Origin of the sequence: Curtobacterium sp. MCLR17_045 (assembly GCF_003234405.1) — a bacterium.
Lineage (GTDB): Bacteria > Actinomycetota > Actinomycetes > Actinomycetales > Microbacteriaceae > Curtobacterium > Curtobacterium flaccumfaciens.
On record NZ_QKTB01000014.1, the window covers coordinates 41155 to 60749 of the forward strand.

The window sequence follows — 19595 nt, forward strand, 5'->3', positions numbered from 1 at the left end:
TCCGGCACGCAGCCTCAGCACGGGACACCTGCACGCCGGAGGGCAGCCCGCACCCGGTCGGGCTGCATCAGGTCGGCCCACGAGAGCCGCACGACCGCCCGGACCTCGGGGAACGACCGGATGAAGTCCTCACGCCGCTTCTCGCGCCAGTGCGCGTCCGCGGTGGAGCGCCCGTCGAGCAGCACCGGGTCCTCGTACTTCGCGCGGCCGTCGACCTCGACCACGACGCCTTGGTCGGGGAACCAGAAGTCCACGATCGCCGTGGCCGATCCGGCCCGGGCGAACACGTGCTGCTGCACCGGCTCCGGCACACCGAGCTCCCGGAAGCGCACGCGGCACACCGACTCCGCCGGTGACCCCGACAGCGCCGACCCCATCCCCACCGCGATCCCCGCCTTGTCGTGACCCGCGGGTGCCGTCGTGGCGAGTTCGTCGAGCAGGATCTCGGGCAGGAGACGCCGGTCGTGGAGTGCCTGGTCGATCATCGGCAACGCGAACTCGAGGGTGGACGACCCCGCGATGTCGACGAGGGTCCGTGCCAACGACGTGACGGGCGCTCCGTCGATGTCGGCGGGCGTGGTCGCGGGCAAGTCAGTCCACCGTGAGTCCGTCGTCGGCGCATGGACGAGCGGTCCGGGGTGGAGCCGGAGGTGTGCGGACGTGTCGGAGCGTTCGCGGCGCGGATCGACGACGTCGAGTTTCGACGGCGGGGCATGGACGAAGGGCAGTCCGTGCACGGCGGCCGCTGCGGAGCGCGCGAACGCCCTCGGTGCGTGGATCATCGGCGCGGTCGCGCGCACCAGGAGCAACAGGTGGTCCTCGGGCCGGAGTCCGACGACTGACGACGGGGAGACCAGGACCCCGGGACGGACCGCGAGCAACTCCCCCCGACGGACCCGGCGTTGCAGGGCCCGGCGTTCGGCGCTGGGCTTGCCGGTCGTGCGGATGAGGGGGATGGTGCGTGCGCGGTCGTCCATGGATCAACCATCGATTGCCGGGCCCGACCACGGGGCGGCGGTGGGCCGATCTGTGGATGACGAGCCGGGCCTCCAGGCTGTGGAGGGATGAGGCGGACGCAACTTGCGACGATGTCGATGTCGTACGACGGCGACTCTGTCGCTGTCACGCGTGCGGAACAGTTGCAGGCGCGGAGTTGCGACAGCACCGATGTCGTACGACGTCGGCAGTGTCGTTCCGCGTCGACCAGCCCGAAGCCCGAGCGCCCGCCCGCGCTACACCCGCGCGAGCTCCGCCCGCAGCGGCAGGTCCTGCTCCTCGAGGATGACCTGCGCGCCCACGGCCGTCCGGGCGTTCACGACGATCGGCGCGAGCAGGTTGACCGTGGTGCCGGACGCACCGGGGTTCGCGACGACGAGCAGCATCGCGTCCGCGGGGTCGGTCAGCCCGAGCCCGGCAGCCTGCTCGTCGGTGAGCTCCGGCGCGTACGACGGCAGGTGCACCGCGGCGTCGAGCAGGAACAGCCGCGCGTCGTCGCCGACGAGCGTGAACAGCCCCTCGGCGCCGTCGACCGGCGAGAGCTCGAAGGCCGCGGCGGGAGCGAGCCCGAACGGCGGGACGGCGAAGGTCAGGGAGATGCTCATCGGAGGTAGTCCATCAGGGTCGGCTGCAGGACCTTCGCGGTGACGGCGAGGGCTGCCTGGTAGTTGGTCTGCTGCACCTGCAGGTCGAGGACGGCCTTGGCGAGGTCGACGTCCTCGATGTCGGCGCGACGGCTCTCGAGCGAGACGGTCGCGGACTTCAGCGAGTCCTGCGCCGTGAGCGCGGCGGCGTGCCGGATGCCGACGTCGGCCTGGGCGCCGCGGACGGTCCCGAGTGCGCCGTCCACGTCGTTGATCCGAGCGTTCACGTTCACCCCGTTCTGCAGGTCGTTGACGATGGAGTCGATCACCGCGAACACCGAGTCGTCGCCGGAGCCGAAGACCGCGGTGCCGGCGGTGTCGACGCGCACGGTCGTGCCGTCACCGATCCGCCGGGACACGTCGGTGCCGGCGGCCGCCCAGCCCGTGGCGGGGTCGTAGGCAGCAGCGGCGGTCGACGATCCCGCGAACACCGAGCGGGTGCCGTAGGTCGTGTTGGCACGCGCCTCGAGGTCTGCCTTGAGCGACCGGAACTGCGTGACGAAGGCGTCGCGGTTCGTGTCGCTCATGGTGCCGGAGTTCGCGGCCTGCACGGTGAGGTCGCGGACGTTGTTGAGCACCGAGTAGACGCTCGACAGCGCACTGTCGGTGGTCGCGAGCCAGGCCGCGGCGTCGTTCGCGTTCCGCGAGTACTGCGCTGCAGCGGCCTGCTCCTTGCGCACCTGCATCGACGAAGCGGTGCCGACCGGGTCGTCCGAGGGCTTCTGGATCGCACGCAGCGTCGTGGCCTGGTCGGTGAGCTCGGCGACCCGCGCGGCCCCGGCCTGCAGCCGGGCCGACGCGGCCGCCATCGACATCTGGGTGGTCACACGGGTGATCACGATCAGCCCCTCCCGACGAGTCCGACGCGGTTGATGATGGTGTCGAGCATCTCGTCGACCGCGGTCAGGACGCGCGCCGCGCCCTGGTACGCGTGCTGGTAGCTCAGCAGGTTGACGTTCTCCTCGTCGAGGTCGACTCCGGCGCTCGACTGCTGCTGGGTGCGTGCGTTGGTGAGCGCGAGTCCGGTCATCGTGGATTCCGACGTCGCCGACCTGGAGGCGGTGCCCACCCCCGCCACGAACGTCGCCCAGACCTGGTCGGCACCGTCCGACGACGCCCCGAGTCGCGCGAGCGCGTCGGCGAACGAGTCGTCGAGTTCCCCCGCCGCGTTCCGCGTCGCCAGCCCACTGGCGTCCGTGGGGACGACGCCGAGCGCCTGGGCGGCCGGGACGCCGGCCGCCAGGGAGAAGAAGGGTGCGCCGGTGGTGCCGGCCGGGGTGGTCCCGGCGGAGTGCAGGGCGTTCACGGTGGTGGCGAGTCGCGTGGCCACGGCGTCGTAGGACGCGGAGGCCTCGGCGAGTGCGCCGCCGGTACCGGTGCCGGACGCCGGCGCGAGGACCGCGAGGGCGCCGCCGATGGAGCCGCCGCTCAGCCCGACCGCCCCGGCCGTTCCGGTGGTCCAGGTCAGGGTGACGGCGGTGCCGTCGGCGAGACGCTCGCCGCCGCCGAGGGCGACCGAGCGGGCGTCGGTGCCCTGCACGAGCGGGTTGCCGCCGAGGAGCACGTCGACCGTGCCGTCGGCGTTCGTCCGGGTGGTGCCGCCGGCGAGCGTGGCGATCTGCTGCGTGAGCTGGTCGCGCTGGTCGAGCAGCTCGTTGGCGGTGCCGCCCGAGGCGAGCGCGGTGCGGATCCGGCCGTTCAGGTCGGCGACCTGCTCCGCGGCGCCGTTCAGCTGGGCGACCTGCCCGGTCAGGGTGCCGCGCACCGAGGACCACTGCGCGTCGACGGCCTTCGAGCCGGCGGCCAGCGCGGAGACGACGGTGCCGGCGGCCCCGAGCACCGCGCTGGCGGCACCCGGGTCGTCGGGGTGGCTGGCGAGCTCGCTCCAGGACGACCAGAACGCGTCGAGCTTGGCGCTCAGGCCGTCCTTGCCGGGCTCGTGCAACCCGGTCTCGAGGGCGGACAGCGCCGTGGCGCGGGCATCGGCGTAGGCGGACGAACCGGCGGCGACGCGGACGCCGGCGTCGAGCGTCAGGGACGCCAGGCGGGCGATGCCGTCGACCGAGACACCCTGGCCGGCGAGGGCCGCGGTGCCCCGCATGAACCCGGTCTGGGTCGCGGGGACCGAGTTCTGCGTGACGCGCTGCCGCGTGTACCCGGCGGTGCCGGCGTTCGCGATGTTCTGGCCGGTGACGTCGATGCCGGCACGGGCGGCGGCGAGGCCCGAGTACGCGGTCGCGAGGGATCCGAAGGTGCTGACCACGGTGCTACAGCGTCCCCTCGAACAGGCGGGCGCCGTCCTGGCCTGCGCCGGACGTGCCACTGGCGTCGTAGGTGGCGGCACCGGTGACGGTCCCCGCCAGGGTCTCCTCGGTGGCCTGGGCGGCGGCACGGAGGAACCGGTCGTTCTCGTCGCGCAGGGCGCCGATCTGGGTGGTCAGTTCGACCATCGCGGTGAGGTGCGACGACAGGATCTCGCCCCACGGCCCGTTCGGTGCCGCGGCGACGACGTCCCGCAGGGGAGCGTCGGCGGGGACGCCCCACTCCTCGGCGACCTCGGCGCTCTGTGCGGCGCGTTCGAGACCGGTGCTGCGGAGCCGGTCGAGGACCTGCTCGACCTCGCGGCTGGCGTGCGACACCCAGCGGGAGCGGCCCGCGGTGAGCAGGAGCTGCTCCTCCTCGAGCTTGAAGGTGAGCAGTTCGAGCAGCTCGCGTTCGCGCCAGAGCACGGCGGACAGGTCGTTCACGCTCATCAGCTCCTCCCAGGTGGTGGTTCGTCGGGGTGGCCCCCGGTCCGTCATCCTGCGGACACCGGGACCTATCGACTCGGTGACCGCGACCGTAAGCCCCGGCGGCCGAGTGCCGTCACCCGTACTCGTCGACGCTGTGACCCGATGACCCCCGTCGGGGGACAAGAACGAGCGTTCCCGACCCCGAGTCCCCCCAAATGCCGACCGGAAACGGGGCCTGACACCCCCGCACTGGGGACGGTTGTGCACCTGTTCAGCGCATTGCCAGCCGATACATTCAGAACGCACCCCGGGGGACACCCGGAACCGCTCGGGAACGATGCGGGGTGCACCGCTCGGAGGGACCCGGGCGGGTCTTCGGCGTACGCACCGGCCATCCGAGGCCGGCGTCCGTCGCGCCCACGGACGGGTGAGCCGACACACGTCAGGTCGACCAGGGGAACAGCATGGACCGCACCGAACGCAACGCGATGATCGTGGAGCACCTCCCGCTCGTGGGCTACATCGTGGCCGACGTCCGCTCCCGGGCGACGCACCTGGACCGCGACGACCTCGCCGCCGTCGGGTCCCTCGCACTCGTCGCAGCCGCCGAGGCGTTCGACCCGACCCTCGGCGTGCCGTTCGGCGCCTACGCCCGCACCCGGATCGCCGGCGCGCTGGCGGACGACATGCGCTCGGCCGACTGGGCGTCCCGCGGCACCCGGAAGCGGATCCGCGAGACCCTCGCCACGCAGGAGGCCCTGTCCGCGCGCCTCGGCCGGAGCGTCGGTGCGCAGGAGATCGCCGATGCCATGGGCGTCGACAAGCAGACCGCCGTCGACGCGATGAGCGACGCCGCCCGCACCGTCGCGCCGCTCGACGAGACCGTGCACGACCTCGTCGCCGCGGACCTGCCGCTCCCCGGGGACGACCTGCTCGAGACCGAGAAGCGCCGGTACCTTCGCGCCGCGGTCGAGGCCCTGCCGGAGCGGATGCGCTTCATCGTCGAGGCCGTCTACTTCGGCGACCGCTCGGTCACCGACGTCGCCGCCGAGCTCGGCATCACGCACTCGGCCGTCTCGCAGCAGCGCTCCGAGGCGATGCGCCTGCTCCACGACGGTCTCGCCGCCCACTACGGCGACGGCACGACCGTCGAGCCGGCGAGCCGCACCACCGCGGCCCGCCGCAGCGCCTACCTCGCCCGTGTCGCCACGAACGCCGCCGCCGGTGTCGCCCGTGCGGTGCACGACGCCGCAGCAGCACCGGCCGTCGCGGCGAGTTGAGACGTCGGCGGAAACTTCTCCGCCGATCCCCTAACGACTCCCGGCAACCGGTCGAGAGTCATCCATGTCAGCCCACGGACGGGCCGACGCACGACCCACATTCACGGAGGAAACCACCATGGGTATGTCCATCAACACCAACCTCTCGGCACTCAACACGTACCGGAACCTGAACTCGACGCAGAACGACCTGTCGAAGTCCCTCGAGAAGCTCTCGAGCGGCCTCCGCATCAACCGTGCTGCCGACGACGCGTCCGGTCTGACGATCTCCGAGGGGCTGAAGTCCCAGGTCGGTGGCCTCACGGTCGCCGCCCGCAACGCGCAGGACGGCATCTCCGTCGTGCAGACCGCTGAAGGTGGCCTCACCGAGACCCACTCGATCCTCCAGCGCATGCGCGACCTGGCCGTCCAGGCCGGCAACGACTCGAACAACGCGGACTCCCGCACGGCGATCACCACCGAGGTCGGCGAGCTCACCAAGGAGCTCACCCGCATCTCGGCGTCGACCAACTTCAACGGCATCAACCTGCTCGACGGCTCCGCCGGCGCCGCAGGCGTCCTGAAGTTCCAGGTCGGCGCGAACGGCGACGCGGCGAGCCAGATCGACGTGGACCTGTCGAAGTCGAACGTGGAGTCCGTGTCGACCGCGGTCGGCGCGCTCACCTTCGACTCGGCGACGAACGCTCAGGCTGCCATCACCGCGATCGACGAGCAGATCAAGTACGTCTCCGCGGCTCGTTCGAGCATCGGTGCAGTCCAGAACCGCTTCGACCACGCCATCAACGTGACGAACGTGGCCAAGGAGAACCTCACCGCTGCCTCCTCGCGCATCACCGACGTCGACATGGCGGAGGAGATGGTCAAGTACACGCGCGACAACATCCTCAGCCAGGCCGGCACCTCGATGCTCGCGCAGGCGAACCAGAGCACCCAGGGCGTGCTCTCGCTCCTGCGCTAGCCATCACGTGGTCCGCCCTCCGGGCCCCTTCGGGCGCGGAGGGCGAACCTCGCCGTCCTGACCACCTCCACGACGCCAGGGAGTGTCGACGATGTCCTCGTCCGTGTCATCGAGCACCAGCCTCGCGATCGACGGTCTGGTCAGCGGTCTCAAGACGACCGACCTCATCAACTCGCTGATGAGCGTCGAGGGGGTCCCGCAGACCCTGCTCAAGAACAAGCTCACCACCACCAACTCGTTCATCTCGTCACTGCAGACGCTCAACGGGTTGATCCAGGGGCTCGCCACGAAGGCCGCGGACGCCGCGACGGCCTCGTCGCTCGACCTCTTCGCCGCGACGAGCACCGCGCCGAGCGTCACCGCCGTCACCGGTACCGGAGCGACCGCGGGCTCCATCAGCTTCACCGTCGGTTCGACCGCCTCGGCCCAGGTCGGCGTCACAGCCGCGATGTCGACGTGGTCGACCGGTGCGCAGCCGATCACGATCGTCGGCGCGGACGGCAAGTCGACAACCGTGACGCCGGCGTCCGGCTCGCTCGACGACGCCGTGTCCGCCCTGAACAAGTCCGGTGCGGGCGTCACCGCGACGAAGGTCTCCGCCGGCACCGACGCCGACGGCACCAAGCTCTACCGCCTGCAGCTCACGTCCGCCAAGACCGGAGCGGCCGGCGGGTTCCAGGTGTACCGGGGCGGCGCCGACGACGTGGCAGCGGGCACCGCGACGAACGTCCTCACCGAGACCGGTGCCGCCGTCGTCACCGCGGCGACCGACGCCAGCGTCACTCTCTGGGCCGGCACCGCCGCCGCGCAGACGGTCACGAGCGCCACGAACACCTTCACCGGGCTCGTCCCCGGGCTCGACGTCACCGTCTCGAAGGCCACCACCGACCCCGTCACCGTGACGGTCGCGCAGGACACCACCAAGGCGCAGTCCGTCGCCTCCGGGCTCGTCGACGCGATGAACGCGATCGCGGCCTACTACAAGACGAACACCGCGGTGTCGAGCTCGACCAGCGCGACGTCCGGCACCACGACCACGAAGGCCGGCGTCCTGCTCGGCGACGGTGCGTCCCGCGACGCCGTGCAGCGGCTCACGAGCACGATGTCCGCCCCGGTCGACGGCAAGTCCCCGTCGACGATCGGCATCGTGATCACGAAGGACGGCACGTTCACCTTCGACCCCGAGGTCTTCCAGAAGGCCCTCGCGACCGACCCGAAGGCCACCCAGGCGATGCTCTCCGGGGTCGCCGCGAACGTCGGCGCCGCGGCCACCGCCGCGTCCGACAAGTACGACGGCTCGGTCACCACGTCCATCACCGGGCAGCAGGCCGTCGCCAAGGACCTCACCACCCAGATCGACAGCTGGACCGACCGGCTGGCGATGCGCCGGGCCTCGCTGCAGACCCTCTACTCATCCCTCGAGACCAGCCTCAGCAAGCTCCAGTCGCAGTCGAGCTGGCTCGCCAGCCAGCTCGCATCGACGTCGAGCTGACGGGAACGACCATGACCTTCGACTTCCAGGCAGCCGCCTTCCGCCAGGCCGCCCAGCCGCGCACCGTCACCGACCAGCGTCGTGCCCAGTACACGAACGAGGCCGTGCTGTCGGCGACCCCGGCCCAGCTCGTGACGATGCTCTACGACCGGCTGCTGCTCGACCTGCACCGTGCCGAGGCTGCGCAGGTCGCCGCCGACTGGGAGACGGCCCGCGAGCAGCTCCTGCACGCCCAGGCGATCGTCGGCGAGCTCTCGAGCACCCTCCGGATCGACGTCTGGGACGGCGGCGAGGGCCTGCTCGCCGTCTACAACTACGCCTCCACGTCGCTCATCACGGCGAACGTGCACCGCGACGTGCAGGCCACCCGCGACTGCATCCGGATCCTCGAGCCGCTGCGGCAGTCGTGGCACGAGGCAGCCGCGTCGCTGCCCGCGACGCCCGCCACACAGCAGCCGACCGGGGGAGCCCTCGGTGTCGCCTGAGCCGTCCGCAGAGCTGTCGCCTGAGCCGCCCGACGGACGAGCCGCATGGGAGGCCCTGCTCACGTCCCTGGAGCACGACGCCGCCGGGCAGGCGGCCGACTCCACGGCCGTGGCCGGGTGGTCGGAGCCGGCCGGGCTGGGACCGCTGCCGCGTGACCTGGTGGGACGGGCCTCCCGGCTGCTCGCCGCGCAGCGGGACCGCATGACGGTGCTCGAGGCGGACCGCCGCTCGACGCTGGAGCACCTCGGTGCCCTGCGCGCCGTCGACGCCACGCGCGAGCCCCGCGGCTCCGTGTACCTCGACGCTTCCGCCTGACCTGCGCCCCCGAGCGACGATGTCGTCGTCGTACGACGGCGACCCTGCCGCTCTCTCGCGCGTGCAACTGTCCGCGTCCGCAACCTGCAGCGTCTGCACGAAGCGACGATGTCGTCGTCGTACGACGGCGACCCTGTCGTTCGTGCGCGGGTGCAACTGCCGGCGCGCGTCACGGGCGACGTCGTCGTTGTCGTACGACCTCGGCTTCGTCGCTTCCGCGCGCGGGCAACTGGTGGCGCGTGCACGGGGCGACGATGTCGTCGTCGTACGACGTCGACTGTGTCGCTCCCGCGCGCGTGCAACCGACCGCGCGCGCAACGAGCGACACCGGCCCGCACCCGCACTCGCGCGCCCACCGCCCCCCGTTCGGGGCGACGCCTAACGCGGCGGACGACGGGCTCCGATAGCGCCACACGAGCACGGATCGCTCACCAGTTCGGCCAGGGATCGGCCACCACCGCACGGCGACGTCGCACCGACGACGCCTGACGAGGGGACCCCCGTGTTCGATTCCGTGACGAGCGTCGCGCTGCAGAGCGCACTCGACGGCCTGTCGATGCGCCAGAAGGTGATCGCGAACAACATCGCGAACATCAACACGACGAACTACCACGCCGAGAAGGTCCAGTTCGAGGACGCCCTGGCGAAGTCGATCGTGGACGGCGACGGCGCCACCACGCCGACGATGGCGCGCAGCCTCGAGCCGACGAACACGAACGGCAACAACGTCAACCTCGACGAGGAGACGCTGTCGAACATCGACACCGTGCTGCGGTACCAGTTCGCCACGCAGGCGATGAACTCCGAGCTCACCAGCGTCCGTGCGGCGATGCGGACGAACTCGTGACGACCTTCGACGCGATCGGCATCGCGAGCACCGGCCTGACCGTGCACCGGAAGTGGCTCGACGCCGTCTCGGACAACATCGCCAACGCGAACACCGTGAAGTCCATGGACGACACCGCGTTCCAGGCGCGCTACGTCGAGGTGCAGGAGGGTGCCGGCGTCTCCGGCGCCTACGTCAAGGGCGCTGCGTTCGGCAGCGCCGCCGGCCGTGTGACCTACGACCCGGACAACCCGCTCGCGAACGAGGAGGGCTACGTCCGCATGCCCGACATCGACCTCGGCACGCAGATGGCGGACCTCATCATGGCCCAGCGCGGCTACCAGGCGAACGCCGCCGTGGTCGACCGTGCCAAGACCGCCTACGAGGCGGCACTGCAGATCGGGAAGAACTGATGCCCATCGACGCCGTGAACGGTGTGACCACCAACGCGATGACGAACGCCCTGACGAGTGTCTCGGGGACGTCCAGCGACAGCACGAACGCGACCGGTGCCGCCGGGGCGACGACCGACGGCAGCGGGTTCGCCGCGAGCCTCGGCAACGCCGTCGACGGGCTGCAGTCGCTGCAGAGCGACTCGAAGACCCTCGCCCTCAAGGCCGTGACCGGCAACCTCGACGACATCCACGACGCCACGATCGCCGCCACCCGCGCGCAGGTCACGCTCGAGCTCGTCTCCGCCGTCCGCAACAAGGGCGTCGACGCCTTCAACGAGATCATGAGGATGCAGGCCTGATGCCCGTCGCCGTCAAGAACGTCTTCGCGCGCCTCAGCGCCTACGTGAAGGGCTTCTCCGCCGCCCAGCGCACCATCGCGATCCTGGCGATCGCGGCGCTCGTGCTCGGTGGGATCGCCCTCGCGTCCTGGCTCGGCAAGGCGTCCTACGCCCCGCTCTTCACCGGACTCGCCGCGGCCGACGCGAGCTCCATCACGGACCAGCTGCAGACCGACGGTGTGCCGTTCCAGCTCACCGACGGCGGCGCGACGATCCTCGTGCCGCAGGCGCAGGTGTACTCGGAGCGGCTCAAGGCGGCGTCGAACGGCCTGCCGTCGTCGAACGAGGGCGGCTACTCGCTGCTCGACAAGATGGGCGTGACGAGCTCGGAGTTCCAGCAGGACGTCACCTACAAGCGCGCGATGGAGGGCGAGCTCGCCAAGACCATCGGTGCGATGGACGGCGTGCAGACCGCCACCGTGCAGCTCGCGATCCCGGAGAAGTCGGTGTTCGTCTCCGAGGAGAAGGACCCGACCGCGTCGGTGTTCATCGCGACCGACAACGGCACGCAGCTGAGCACCGACCAGGTGCAGGCCATCGTGCACCTGACGAGCGCCTCGGTCGAGGGCATGCAGCCCACCGACGTCTCGGTCGTCGACGCGAAGGGCCAGACCCTGTCCGCCGTCGGCACCGGTGCGACCGGGAGCGGCGCGGACCAGGCCGCCGACTACGACGCGGCGACGAGCAAGAAGATCCAGGACCTGCTCGACACCACGCTCGGCGTCGGCAACGCGACCGTCGTGGTCTCCGGGACGATGAACCAGGAGTCCGGCACCCGGACGTCCGAGAGCTACACGAGCCCGACCTCGGGTCCGGTCGCACTGAACGAGTCGAGCACCACCGAGGAGTACGGCGCCGGCTCCGGCGCGGGGAGCGGCGCGACGGGGGTCCTCGGTCCGGACAACATCGCCGTCCCGAACGGCACCGCGACGAGCGGCACCGGCGACGACGGGTACAAGAACGAGTCGGCGACGAAGAACAACGCCGTCGACCACACCACGGAGACCACGCAGATCCCCTCGGGCGGGCTCGACCGGCAGACCATCTCGGTCGCGCTGAACTCGAAGGCCGACGCCGTGCAGAACGCGAACCTGCAGAGCATCAACGACCTGGTGTCCGCCGCCGCGGGTGTCGACCAGGACCGTGGCGACCAGGTCAAGGTCGCGATGATGGACTTCGACACGAGCGCCTCCGACCAGGCCGCCAAGGCCCTGGAAGCCCAACAGAAGGCCGACCAGCAGGAAGCACTGTGGTCGTCGATCCGCACCGCCGGCATCGTGATCGGCATCGTCCTCGCCGTCATCGCGATCATGTTCTTCGTCGCCCGCCGCAACCGGAAGCAGGAGCGCGAGGCCGTCGACCTCGGCGAGCTCGACGCCTTCGCCGGCGAGACGTTCCAGCTGCCCCTGGCAATGGACGGCGTCGACGACCGGGCGACGCTCGGTGCCGGTGACGCCCCGACCGCCGTGCTGTCGGCGATGCCCGGCGGCGACGCCCCCACCGAGGTGCTGACGACCGAGGAGATCACCGCAGAGCGCCGCCGTCAGGACATCTCCGCCCTGGCCGAGCGCGACCCGAAGCGCACCGCCGAGCTCCTGCGCGGGCTCCTGGACGACCGGGCACCGGTGTGAGCGCGCTGATGCCGAGCCCCGGCGGCGGTTCCGGTCCGAGTGACCGTGCCCTGACCGGTGCGCAGAAGGTCGCGCTCATCCTCATGCAGATGGAGACCGACCGCGCCGCCGAGGTGATGAAGCAGTTCACCGAGATGGAGGCCGAGGAGATCTCCGCCGAGATCGTCCGGATGCGCCGCGTCGAGGACACCGTCGTCGACCAGACGCTGTCGGAGTTCCACCGGATCACGATGAGCGGCCGGCTGCAGAAGCGCGGTGGCAAGGAGACCGCCCTCGGGCTGCTCGAGGCGTCGTTCGGCGCTGAGCGGGCCGCCGGCGTGATGGACCGTCTGGCCTCGAACCTCGCCGGCCAGTCGTTCGACTTCCTCGACGACGCCGAACCCGGCCAGGTCATCTCCCTGCTCGAGGGCGAGCTGCCGCAGACGATCGCCCTCGTGCTCGCCCACCTGGGCCCCGGGCAGGCCAGTGCCGTGCTCGCCGGGATCGACGAGCGTGTCCGCACCGACGTCGCCCAGGCCTTCGCCACCATGGGCAGCGCGACCCCCGAGGCCGTCGGCATCGTCGCCGGTGTGCTGCGCCAGCGCGCCGGGGCCGTCGTGTCGCCGCGTGAGAGCGTCGAGGTCGTCGGTGGCATCGCGCCCCTGGTCGACATCATCAACCGCTCGGACGTCGCCACCGAGAAGGCCGTGCTCGAGGGACTCGAAGCCCGCGACCCGGAGCTCGCCGAGGACATCCGCTCCCGCATGCTGACCTTCGAGGACATCGTGAAGCTCGAGTCCCGCGACATCCAGCAGGTGCTGCGCGGCATCGACTCGAAGATCCTCGCGACCGCCATGAAGGGCGCAGCCGGGCCGGTCGTCGAGACCATCCGCGCGAACGTGTCCGAGCGCAACCGCGAACTGCTCGACGACGAACTGCAGGCCATGGGCCCGGTCCGCGTCTCGCAGGTCGAGGAAGCCCGCGCCGAGGTCGTCCGCTCCGTGCGCGAACTCGAGGCCCAGGGCGTCGTCACCGTGCACCGCGCCGAGGAGGACGAGCTCGTTGACTGACACCGTCGTGCACCGCGTCGCCTTCCCGGTGCTCGCGGACCCCGCCGGACGCGAGCGCGCGTCGAGCGCGGACGTCCGCGGGCACGCGGCCGGGTACACCGCCGGCCTGCGGGCCGCGCAGGCCGAGACCGACGCCCTGCGCGCCCGGCTCGTGGCAGAGCACGCCGCGCGGGTCACCGCGCTGCAGGCCGACACGGCACGCCGGATCGCGGTCCTCGACGCCGCCACGAACGCCATGCTGTCCACGGTCGCACCCGTCCTGGCGGACGCCGAGGCGTCGGTCGCGAGTGCAGCAGTCGACCTGGCCGAGGCGATCGTCGGCAACGTGGTCCGCGCCTCCAGGCCCGCACACGACGCGACCGTCGCCGACGGTCCGGACGGACCGGGCAGCCGGGAGGCCCGGATCGCGTCCGGCGCCGAGGCCACCGTCCGGCGGGCGCTCGCGTCCGTCGACCGCACGGTCCCGGTGGCCGTCCGGCTCAGCCCGGCGGACGCCGCGCGCGTCGCCGGCCTCGACCTGCCGGTGCCGGTCGTCGCCGACGGTGCCCTGCGCGACGGCGACGCCGTCGTCGACCTGCCGGACGGCATGCTCGACGCCCGCATCGCCACGGCGCTCGACCGCGCCCGCACCGCCCTCGGTGTCGACGCAACGGGAGCCGACCGGTGACCGCCACGCTGCTCCGTCCGCGCGGCCTCGACGAGGCGCTGCTGCGGGCCGCACCCCAGCGGGTCGGTGTCGTCACGAGCGCCGTCGGCCTGGGACTCACGATCGCCGGACTCGACGCCCGCGTGGGCGAGGTCGTCACGGTCGGCGCCGAGGACGGCGAACAGACCGCGGTCGAGGTCGTGGCCACCGATGCCTCGGGCGTCCGCTGCATGCCGCTCGGCCGCCTGACCGGCGTGACCGCGGGCACCCCGGCGCGTCCGACCGGCCGCCCGGTGCTCGTGCCGACCGGATCCGGTCTGTTCGGCCGCGTACTCGACGGACTCGGCCGACCGATCGACGACCGCGGCCCGCTCGAGGGTCCCGGCGGCGAAGCGGTCACCTGGGTCCCGCTCGACCACGACACCCCGAGCGCGATGGCCCGGACCCGCATCGACACGCCGATGCAGCTCGGCGTCCGCGTGCTCGACACCCTGACCACCGTCGGCCGCGGGCAGCGCATGGGCCTGTTCGCCGGGTCCGGTGTGGGCAAGTCGTCGCTGCTGTCGATGATCGCGCGCGGGAGCGACGCGGCCGTCAACGTCATCGCCCTGGTGGGGGAGCGCGGCCGTGAGGTGCGCGAGTTCCTGGAGGACGACCTGGGACCCGAGGGGCTCGCCCGCTCGATCGTCGTCGTGTCGACCTCCGACGAGCCGGCGCTCATGCGCCTGCGTGCCGCGTTCGTCGCCACCCGCATCGCCGAGTCGTTCCGCGATGCCGGGCAGGACGTCGTGCTCATGATGGACTCGCTCACCCGCGTCGCGATGGCGCAGCGTGAGATCGGCCTGTCGGTGGGGGAACCGCCGGCCACCCGGGGCTACCCGCCGTCGACGTTCTCGGTGCTCGCCGGACTGCTCGAGCGTGCGGGGACCGACCGCGTCGGCAGCATCACGGGCATGTACACCGTGCTCGTCGACGGCGACGACCACAACGAGCCGATCGCCGACGCCGCCCGCAGCATCCTGGACGGCCACGTCGTGCTCGACCGCAAGCTCGCGATCACCGGGCACTTCCCGTCGGTCGACGCCCTCGGCTCGGTGTCCCGCGTCGCCTCGAAGGTCACCCGACCCGAGCAGCGTGCCGCCGCCACCGTGCTGCGGAAGGTGATGGCCGCCCGAGCCAGTGCCCAGGACCTGCTCGACGTCGGTGCGTACCAGCGCGGGTCGAACCCGCTCGTGGACGCCGCCGTCGACCACCAGGGACCGATCGACGCGTTCCTGCGCCAGGGCATGGACGAGCGGGCCACGGCCGACGCGTCCTGGCAGCGCCTCGGCGGCCTCGTGCAGCAGCTGGGGGTGTCGTGATGGCCCGCCGTTTCCCGCTCGCCGGGCTCCTGCGCCTGCGCCACACCGAACAGGACCGTGCCGCCGCGACGCTGGCCACCGCGAACGAGCGCGTCCGTGACGCCGCCGACGCCCGGATCGCCGCACGCCGCAGCCTCGCCGACAGCGAGGACGCCCAGCCCATCCAGGACGCCGCCACCCTGAGCGCCGTCGCCGCAGCCCGTGCCGCGACCCGCGGGATGCTCGAGGAGCTCGACGCCGTGGTGCAGAACCGCCGTGCCGACGCCGACCGGGCGCAGCAGGACTACACCGCCGCGCGTCGCGCCGCCGTCGGCCTCGAGAAGCTCGAGGGCAAGCACACCGAGCAGCAGGCGGCCGAGGAACTCCGGACCGAACAGAACGCCCTCGACGAGATCGCGGCACGACGCCGCACGGAAGGTGGTGCACGATGAGCGTCGAAGCGGTGCTCTCCCGGATCTCGGAGATCCGGTCCCAGATCGACACGCTGCGCGGCGGGACGGCCACGGCTGCCCCGAGCGCCTCCGCCACCGGCGGTGCCGCGGGATCGTCGGCCTTCGCCGATGCCCTCGCGACCGCCGACGGCGCGACCGGCGCCGCGAGCGCTGCCGGGGCGACCGCCGCAGCGACCCCGACGGCCACCCGTGCCCCGGCGACCTCGGTCGACGCCGGTGCCGGCACCCTCGCCACCGGCAGCGGTGCGACCGGCGCCGATGTGGTGGCCGACGCGAAGAAGTACCTCGGCGTGCCGTACGTGTTCGGCGGGGAGACGACCGCGGGCATGGACTGCTCGGGCCTGGTGCAGACGGTCTTCAAGGACCTCGGGGTCACGATGCCCCGGGTCGTGCCGGACCAGGCGAAGATGGGCGTCGAGGTCGGGTCCCTGAAGGACGCGCAGCCCGGCGACCTGATCATCCCGAAGGGCGAGGGCCACGTCGTCATCTACGTCGGCGACGGCAAGGTGCTGCACGCGCCGCGCCCCGGCAAGGACGTCCGGATCGTCGACAACTGGTACTCCGACGCCGACATCGCGACCATCCGCCGGATCGTCCCCGCACAGGCGGCTCCGGCGGCCGTCGCCGCGCCGACCGCCTCGGCAGCGCGTTCCGCGACCGACCTGCAGACCGCCGCGCTGCTGTCCATGATGCAGTCCGGGAGCGCCGCATGAGCCTGACCATCGCCACCCAGCCGTCCGTGCCCACCGCACCGGGCTCCACCCGGGGTGCATCGTCCGACCCCGCTGCTGCCGGGTCCTTCGATGCGGCACTGACCGCCGCCGTCGCGACCGAGCGGCGAGCCGGCGACGGTGGTGCCGGGCGGGACGACACCGACGGCCGCACGGCGGACGCCTCGGCTGCGACGCCGAGCACCGCCGTTACGCCGTCTACGTCTGCGGCCACGTCCGCGTCGGACCAGGCGGTGCCGAGCGACGCAGCGCCCGTCGACGCGCAGGCGCTGCTCGCCGCCGGACTCGTGACCGTGGCCGCACCGATCGCTCTGGCCAGCCGCGCCGCCGAGACCCCCGACGACGACCCTCACGCCGTCGTGGCCGCAGGGGCGACCGCCGGAGCAATCGACACCACGACCACGACACCGCCGTCGGGGGAGGGGGACGCCTCGATGCAGGTCCCGTCGACCCCGGCGCCGACCACCGCGCCCGCCACGGCGACCCCGCAGCAGGCACCGGCATCGGGCACGGCACGGGGAACCGCTGCCGCAGCGACGACGGGCCCGGCGACCACCGCCGCGACGCCCGTCGCGGCGACGCCCGCCGGCACCGTGTCTCCGGCCGCTGCCGCGACGACCGTCGCCGACGCCACCCCCGCGACGACCGCTGCGTCGACGACCACGGCCACGACCGCCCCGGCGACCGCCGCCCCGACGGCCGCTCCCGCGATCGCGGCCCCCGCCGCCTCCCGCACCGCCGACGGCGACACCGCCACCGTGACCCCTCCTCAGGCGCCGGTCGTGGCGGCCGCCGCCCCGGCAGCCGGCACCGGCTCCCGAGCCGACCACGGGACGGAGCAGCAGGCGTCGACGCCGGGTGATCCGGGCCTCCCGGCCGTCGCCCCGACGCGCGGTGGCGAGACGCCGTTCGTCATGTCGACGACGTCCACCGCCGCGCCCGCCGCGGCGACCGCCCCGGCCCCGGCACCGCTCGCCCAGCAGCTCGCGCGACCGGTGTTCTCACTCGCGCAGGCCGGCCCCGGCGAGCACGTCGTCACGGTGCAGGTCGTGCCGGACAGCCTCGGCCCGGTCACGGTCCGCGCGCACGTCACCGCCCACGGCATGCACGTCGAGCTGTTCGCCGCGTCGGACGCCGGCCGCGAGGCCGTCCGCCAGGTCCTGCCGGACCTGCGTCGCGATGCCGCCGGCACCGGTGTGAGCACCACGCTCGACCTGTCGTCGCAGAACCAGCCGCAGGACGCGCCGGGTCGGGACGAGCGCCCGGCCGCGCGTGCGCTGCCTGGCGACCCCGGCCTGGAGGCGCGGGTCACCCCGCGTCCGCAGCCCACCGCCCACACGCCCTCCATCCGCACCGCGGGACTCGACGTCCTCGCCTGATCCGGCTCACGAACAGGAACGCACCATGCCCATCGACGGCATCACCGGCAGCGTCGACCCGACCGCGCAGGCCGCGGCCCTCGCCGCGAACTCCACCGCCCAGAAGTCCCAGACGATGGACTCCGAGGTCTTCATGAAGCTGCTCGTCACGCAGCTGCGCAACCAGGATCCGTCGTCGCCGATGGACACCAACCAGATGATCGGCCAGCAGACGCAGCTCGCGATGATGGAGCAGATCACCAACCAGACCACGACGGGGAACGAGAACTTCTCGCTCCAGATGCGCATCGCCGCAGCGAACCTCGTCGGCAAGCAGGTCAGCTACACCGACGCCGACTCGGGCAAGTCCGTCACCGGGACCGCCTCGGCCGTGTCGTACGCGAACAGCGTGCCCACGGTCACCGTGAACGGGAAGGAGGTCGCTCTCGACGTGATCTCCGGCATCACCACCACCGCTCCGGCATCCTGACGCCTGCTCTTTCCTTCTTCGTTCTTCCTCGTACTCCCTCGTTCTTCCTCGCTCTTCCTGCCTCTCCGAAAGGACGCACCATGCTCCGCTCGCTCTACTCCGGGATCTCCGGCCTCCGCTCCCACCAGCAGATGCTCGACGTCACCGGCAACAACATCGCCAACGTCAACACCGTCGGCTTCAAGTCGTCGACGACCGTGTTCCAGGACACCCTGTCGCAGATGACCCAGGGTGCCGGCGGACCGCAGACCGGCATCGGCGGCACGAACCCGGCCCAGATCGGCCTGGGCGTGCAGGTCGCCGGGGTCTCCACGAACTTCTCGCAGGGCTCGGCGCAGGCCACCGGCAAGGCCACCGACCTGATGATCTCGGGCGACGGGTTCTTCGTCACCCGCCTGGGCAACGACACCGTCTACACCCGCGCCGGTGCGTTCGACTTCGACGCCAACGGCCGCCTGGTCACCGCCGACGGCAAGATCGTGCAGGGCTACCCGGCCACGAACGGCGTCGTCAACGAGAACGGCCAGCTGTCCGACATCACGCTGCCCCTCGAAGCAGCGGCCCCGGCGGTCCGCACCACCGCCGCCACCGTCGCCGGCAACCTGCCGTCCGAGACCGCCGTCGGCCAGACCATCACCCGCGAGGCCACCGTGTACGACGCCTCGGGTGCCAAGCACACGATGTCCCTCGCCTACACGCGCACCGCCGACGGCTGGGACGTCACCGGGCGCAACGGCCAGGGCACCACGGCGACGACCTCGCTGACCTTCGGCACCGACGGCAAGCTGACCGCCGGCGGCACCCTCGCCGTCGGGGGCATCCGGGTCGACATGGGCGACCTGACCGGGTTCGCCTCGCTCAACACCGCGGCGATCGGCTCGCAGAACGGCCGCGAGGCCGGCGCGCTGCAGGGCTACTCGATCTCGAAGGACGGCACCGTCACCGGCACGTTCTCGAACGGCGCGTCGCTCGCGCTCGGCCGCATCGCCCTCGCCACGTTCGCCAACCCGGCCGGCCTCGAGAAGACCGGTGCATCGGGCTACCGCGCCACCGCGAACTCGGGCGGCGCGACGGTCGGCGGCCCCGGCTCGGCGGGCGTCGGTTCGCTCGCGGCGGGGACGCTCGAGATGTCGAACGTCGACCTGTCGCAGGAGTTCACGAACCTGATCGTGGCGCAGCGCGGGTTCCAGGCGAACGCCCGCATCATCACCACCTCGGACGAGGTGCTGCAGGAGCTCACGAACCTGAAGCGCTAGGCGCGGGGCTCGTCGCGTCGCGGGCGCTGCGCTCGCGTCTCGCGTCGCGTCGCGGTCGCTTGGTGAGCAGGAACGGTCGGGTGCTGAAGGGGGACTCGA

22 protein-coding genes are annotated in these 19595 nt (G+C 72.2%); 17 read left to right on the forward strand and 5 right to left on the reverse strand.

What is annotated here, in order from left to right; genetic code table 11:
• Window positions 1–14: 14 nt before the first annotated feature.
• The 5 genes from DEJ05_RS10585 to DEJ05_RS10605 form a co-directional block, all read right to left on the reverse strand.
• Entirely contained in the window at window positions 15–977 is a 963-nt protein-coding gene (locus tag DEJ05_RS10585; protein WP_111110384.1) for a hypothetical protein, read from the reverse strand.
• 255 nt (window positions 978–1232) lie between these two features.
• Complete coding sequence (fliW, locus tag DEJ05_RS10590) at window positions 1233–1601, reverse strand: flagellar assembly protein FliW (protein WP_027465503.1); 369 nt, start codon at window positions 1599–1601, stop codon at window positions 1233–1235.
• The gene (locus tag DEJ05_RS10595; protein ID WP_111110385.1) at window positions 1598–2479 is read right to left on the reverse strand and encodes a flagellin; all 882 of its coding nucleotides are present in this window, start codon (window positions 2477–2479) and stop codon (window positions 1598–1600) included. Before DEJ05_RS10595 ends, fliW begins: the two co-directional genes overlap by 4 nt.
• Window positions 2480–2481: 2 nt before the next feature.
• Entirely contained in the window at window positions 2482–3903 is a 1422-nt protein-coding gene (flgK, locus tag DEJ05_RS10600; RefSeq protein ID WP_111110386.1) for a flagellar hook-associated protein FlgK, read from the reverse strand.
• A 4-nt stretch (window positions 3904–3907) separates the two neighbouring features.
• Window positions 3908–4393 (reverse strand): flagellar protein FlgN, encoded by a 486-nt coding sequence (locus DEJ05_RS10605; RefSeq protein WP_071403931.1) that lies wholly within the window; start codon window positions 4391–4393, stop codon window positions 3908–3910.
• 443 nt (window positions 4394–4836) lie between these two features.
• Between DEJ05_RS10605 and DEJ05_RS10610 the strand changes: the two genes are divergently transcribed.
• The 17 genes from DEJ05_RS10610 to DEJ05_RS10690 all read left to right on the forward strand — a co-directional run bounded on the left by DEJ05_RS10610 (window position 4837) and on the right by DEJ05_RS10690 (window position 19496).
• A complete protein-coding gene (locus DEJ05_RS10610) occupies window positions 4837–5652 on the forward strand; it encodes a sigma-70 family RNA polymerase sigma factor (protein ID WP_111088081.1) in 816 nt (271 codons plus the stop codon).
• Between the two features lie 118 nt (window positions 5653–5770).
• The gene (locus DEJ05_RS10615; protein ID WP_071403929.1) at window positions 5771–6610 is read left to right on the forward strand and encodes a flagellin; all 840 of its coding nucleotides are present in this window, start codon (window positions 5771–5773) and stop codon (window positions 6608–6610) included.
• Between the two features lie 103 nt (window positions 6611–6713).
• The gene (gene fliD, locus DEJ05_RS10620; RefSeq protein ID WP_258376133.1) at window positions 6714–8102 is read left to right on the forward strand and encodes a flagellar filament capping protein FliD; all 1389 of its coding nucleotides are present in this window, start codon (window positions 6714–6716) and stop codon (window positions 8100–8102) included.
• 11 nt (window positions 8103–8113) lie between these two features.
• Window positions 8114–8587 carry a flagellar export chaperone FliS gene (gene fliS / locus DEJ05_RS10625; protein ID WP_111039524.1) on the forward strand — a complete coding sequence of 158 codons (474 nt, stop codon included), beginning with the start codon at window positions 8114–8116 and terminating at the stop codon, window positions 8585–8587.
• Window positions 8577–8903, forward strand: a complete 327-nt coding sequence (locus tag DEJ05_RS10630) for a hypothetical protein (protein WP_111110387.1) — start codon at window positions 8577–8579, stop codon at window positions 8901–8903. Before fliS ends, DEJ05_RS10630 begins: the two co-directional genes overlap by 11 nt.
• Before the next feature lie 502 nt (window positions 8904–9405).
• Window positions 9406–9750 (forward strand): flagellar basal body protein, encoded by a 345-nt coding sequence (locus tag DEJ05_RS10635; protein ID WP_017886135.1) that lies wholly within the window; start codon window positions 9406–9408, stop codon window positions 9748–9750.
• On the forward strand, window positions 9747–10142 hold the full coding sequence (locus DEJ05_RS10640; RefSeq protein WP_017886136.1) for a flagellar basal body rod protein FlgC: 396 nt from the start codon (window positions 9747–9749) through the stop codon (window positions 10140–10142). Before DEJ05_RS10635 ends, DEJ05_RS10640 begins: the two co-directional genes overlap by 4 nt.
• Complete coding sequence (gene fliE / locus DEJ05_RS10645) at window positions 10142–10483, forward strand: flagellar hook-basal body complex protein FliE (protein ID WP_027465513.1); 342 nt, start codon at window positions 10142–10144, stop codon at window positions 10481–10483. The genes DEJ05_RS10640 and fliE overlap by 1 nt, the downstream gene beginning before the upstream one ends.
• Entirely contained in the window at window positions 10483–12153 is a 1671-nt protein-coding gene (gene fliF, locus DEJ05_RS10650; RefSeq protein WP_111110388.1) for a flagellar basal-body MS-ring/collar protein FliF, read from the forward strand. Before fliE ends, fliF begins: the two co-directional genes overlap by 1 nt.
• 8 nt (window positions 12154–12161) lie before the next feature.
• On the forward strand, window positions 12162–13202 hold the full coding sequence (gene fliG / locus DEJ05_RS10655; RefSeq protein ID WP_071244891.1) for a flagellar motor switch protein FliG: 1041 nt from the start codon (window positions 12162–12164) through the stop codon (window positions 13200–13202).
• Complete coding sequence (locus DEJ05_RS10660; RefSeq protein WP_111110389.1) at window positions 13195–13869, forward strand: hypothetical protein; 675 nt, start codon at window positions 13195–13197, stop codon at window positions 13867–13869. Before fliG ends, DEJ05_RS10660 begins: the two co-directional genes overlap by 8 nt.
• Entirely contained in the window at window positions 13866–15209 is a 1344-nt protein-coding gene (locus DEJ05_RS10665) for a FliI/YscN family ATPase (RefSeq protein ID WP_111110390.1), read from the forward strand. Before DEJ05_RS10660 ends, DEJ05_RS10665 begins: the two co-directional genes overlap by 4 nt.
• Entirely contained in the window at window positions 15209–15640 is a 432-nt protein-coding gene (locus DEJ05_RS10670) for a flagellar FliJ family protein (RefSeq protein ID WP_071403924.1), read from the forward strand. Before DEJ05_RS10665 ends, DEJ05_RS10670 begins: the two co-directional genes overlap by 1 nt.
• Window positions 15637–16374, forward strand: coding sequence for a C40 family peptidase (locus DEJ05_RS10675; RefSeq protein WP_111110391.1), 738 nt, complete (start codon window positions 15637–15639; stop codon window positions 16372–16374). Before DEJ05_RS10670 ends, DEJ05_RS10675 begins: the two co-directional genes overlap by 4 nt.
• Window positions 16371–17771 carry a flagellar hook-length control protein FliK gene (locus tag DEJ05_RS18395; RefSeq protein ID WP_111110392.1) on the forward strand — a complete coding sequence of 467 codons (1401 nt, stop codon included), beginning with the start codon at window positions 16371–16373 and terminating at the stop codon, window positions 17769–17771. Before DEJ05_RS10675 ends, DEJ05_RS18395 begins: the two co-directional genes overlap by 4 nt.
• A 25-nt stretch (window positions 17772–17796) precedes the next feature.
• Window positions 17797–18240, forward strand: coding sequence for a flagellar hook assembly protein FlgD (locus tag DEJ05_RS10685; protein ID WP_071403921.1), 444 nt, complete (start codon window positions 17797–17799; stop codon window positions 18238–18240).
• An 80-nt stretch (window positions 18241–18320) separates the two neighbouring features.
• Window positions 18321–19496 (forward strand): flagellar hook protein FlgE, encoded by a 1176-nt coding sequence (locus tag DEJ05_RS10690; RefSeq protein WP_110863826.1) that lies wholly within the window; start codon window positions 18321–18323, stop codon window positions 19494–19496.
• Window positions 19497–19595: the final 99 nt, after the last annotated feature.

Excerpts from the sequence above, each read along its gene's own strand:
- DEJ05_RS10585 (WP_111110384.1), bottom strand. The coding sequence starts at position 977 with ATGGACGACCGCGCACGCACCATCCCCCTCATCCGCACGACCGGCAAG.
- fliW (WP_027465503.1), bottom strand. The coding sequence starts at position 1,601 with ATGAGCATCTCCCTGACCTTCGCCGTCCCGCCGTTCGGGCTCGCTCCC.
- DEJ05_RS10605 (WP_071403931.1), bottom strand. The coding sequence starts at position 4,393 with ATGAGCGTGAACGACCTGTCCGCCGTGCTCTGGCGCGAACGCGAGCTG.
- DEJ05_RS10610 (WP_111088081.1), top strand. The coding sequence starts at position 4,837 with ATGGACCGCACCGAACGCAACGCGATGATCGTGGAGCACCTCCCGCTC.
- DEJ05_RS10615 (WP_071403929.1), top strand. The coding sequence starts at position 5,771 with ATGGGTATGTCCATCAACACCAACCTCTCGGCACTCAACACGTACCGG.
- fliS (WP_111039524.1), top strand. The coding sequence starts at position 8,114 with ATGACCTTCGACTTCCAGGCAGCCGCCTTCCGCCAGGCCGCCCAGCCG.
- fliE (WP_027465513.1), top strand. The coding sequence starts at position 10,142 with ATGCCCATCGACGCCGTGAACGGTGTGACCACCAACGCGATGACGAAC.
- fliF (WP_111110388.1), top strand. The coding sequence starts at position 10,483 with ATGCCCGTCGCCGTCAAGAACGTCTTCGCGCGCCTCAGCGCCTACGTG.
- fliG (WP_071244891.1), top strand. The coding sequence starts at position 12,162 with ATGCCGAGCCCCGGCGGCGGTTCCGGTCCGAGTGACCGTGCCCTGACC.
- DEJ05_RS10670 (WP_071403924.1), top strand. The coding sequence starts at position 15,209 with ATGGCCCGCCGTTTCCCGCTCGCCGGGCTCCTGCGCCTGCGCCACACC.
- DEJ05_RS10675 (WP_111110391.1), top strand. The coding sequence starts at position 15,637 with ATGAGCGTCGAAGCGGTGCTCTCCCGGATCTCGGAGATCCGGTCCCAG.
- DEJ05_RS18395 (WP_111110392.1), top strand. The coding sequence starts at position 16,371 with ATGAGCCTGACCATCGCCACCCAGCCGTCCGTGCCCACCGCACCGGGC.
- DEJ05_RS10685 (WP_071403921.1), top strand. The coding sequence starts at position 17,797 with ATGCCCATCGACGGCATCACCGGCAGCGTCGACCCGACCGCGCAGGCC.
- DEJ05_RS10690 (WP_110863826.1), top strand. The coding sequence starts at position 18,321 with ATGCTCCGCTCGCTCTACTCCGGGATCTCCGGCCTCCGCTCCCACCAG.